A 1,905-nucleotide genomic window follows, 5' to 3' on the forward strand; every position below is an offset into this window, starting at 1 on the left:
GCTCTTTCTTCACATTGAGGAGGTTTCTTTACATTTTGAGTTTCTTTTCATTATTTGTTTTATGGAAAGCTTTCCATAAAACAAATTCGACCGCTATGCTGATCGGTTTATACCACCGGAAGATCCCGGTGGACCTGATCCTGTTTTCCAATACCGGGGGTGAGCAGCCCCATACCTATGACTATCTCCCCATCATGGACCGCTGGCTGGAGGAACACGGCCTGCCGGCAATCACCCAGGTGGTGTACACGGATAAGAATGGGGACCGTCTGACTCTGGAACAGGAGTGCCTCCGCTCCGGGACGCTGCCCGCCATCGCCTACGGATACAAGACTTGTTCCCTCAAGCACAAGGTTGGTCCCCAGGATAAATTCTGCAACAATTATCCACCCTGCCGGGAGGCTTGGGCCAGAGGGGAACGCATCACTAAATTTATCGGCTTTGATGTTGGGGAGCAGAAACGGCGGGACCACGCCCAGCCCATTGACGACGCTGACACCAAATATAAAAAAGAATATCCGCTTATGGACTGGGGCTGGACGCGGGAGGACTGCGTTGCCGCCATATTGCAGGAGGGTCTGCCGCTGCCCGGCAAATCCTCCTGTTTTTTCTGTCCCAGTATGAAGAAACGGGAAATCCGCACCCTCTACCACCAGCACCGGGATCTCTATGACCGGGCCATCGCTATCGAGGACGGCGCCAAGCCCAACCTCATCACGGTCAAGGGCCTGGGGCGCGATTGGGCGTGGCGGGATTTTGTGGAGGCCGATCTGAATCAGACCGCCATGTGCTGGATGTTCCCCGATGATGACCTGCCCTGTAACTGCCATGATGGAGATTAGAGCGGGAGGAGAGAGAAAATGAATGTAATTGAACTGGAGCGGCGGACGCCCTCCGAAGCGGGCCCTCGAAAATTGGAATACGCCGGCCAGCCTGTGGCGCAGGAGGTGTTTGAGGAGCCGAAGCACCGGCTGGAGGGCATGGGGCACCTACCCGATGAATACTTCCTCATGGATGACCACTGGAGGGATGGCAGGGAGATTCCCAAGGATGCGGATATCTTCTGCACCACCGACTACGGCGCCAGCGAGGGTGTCTATCTGGACGTCTACCTCAAGTGGTATGACGAGAGCCAGAAAAGGAGTATCACCCAAAAACTCGCCACCGGCAAGACCCTGGGTGAAAACGGCAACGACCTGGATCGGATGTTCCTCACCGCCGCCGCCATCACCAAGGCGTTCCATGGTGACCATGCCACCCACGCCCGGCACATGAAGATCGGCGGCGTGGAGGAGGACACAGGCGGTACAGTGGTTCACCTGAGCCAGCAGGAGCAAAAGGCCGTCATCGAGGCGCTGATGGAGCAGCGGGAGCGGCAGGAGCAGGCCATGGGCCAGACTGAACAGCTCCTGCGCCGTATGACTGGAAGCATTACGGAGTACGTCAATACGGTGGGGATGCGTCCTCTGCGGATGAGCGATTTTGACAAGGCCATCCTCGCCATCCAAGATGGGGAGATGTCCGCTTTTCAGGTACTCTGCCCCAAAGTGCTGACGGAACACGCAGATGACCTTCTCACTGCGGCGGCTGGAAGGCCGGGAAATGTGGGAGCTAGAATGATGGCTCTGGTGTTAGCAAATGATGTGCGCTTTTCCGAGGAGATCTACCGCACCGCCTGTCAGAACGCGGTGGATATTTCGGATGCGAACAGAGTTCATCTGCTGCTGGCCGCGGCGGATCACTATGTGCCGCAGCTGTCTCCCTCCTTCCACGGCGAGATAGCTTCCTACGCCCACTCGGACCATTGCTATATCGCCAAGGAGATTATCAAGCGGTGCGGCGAGGAACAGATCGCCGAGATCGGAAGAGCGTCGTGTAGGGAAAGAGTGTAGATCTCGGTGGTCG

General features: G+C 56.9%; 1 protein-coding gene. It reads left to right on the forward strand.

All coding sequences use genetic code 11. The features are described from left to right. The first annotated feature begins 95 nt into the window (after nt 1-95). The gene (locus QZ326_RS13090; RefSeq protein ID WP_295746071.1) at nt 96-842 is read left to right on the forward strand and encodes a hypothetical protein; all 747 of its coding nucleotides are present in this window, start codon (nt 96-98) and stop codon (nt 840-842) included. The last annotated feature ends 1,063 nt before the right edge of the window (nt 843-1,905 follow it).

This window comes from uncultured Oscillibacter sp., assembly GCF_910587525.1.
Taxonomy (GTDB): Bacteria; Bacillota; Clostridia; order Oscillospirales; family Oscillospiraceae; genus Oscillibacter.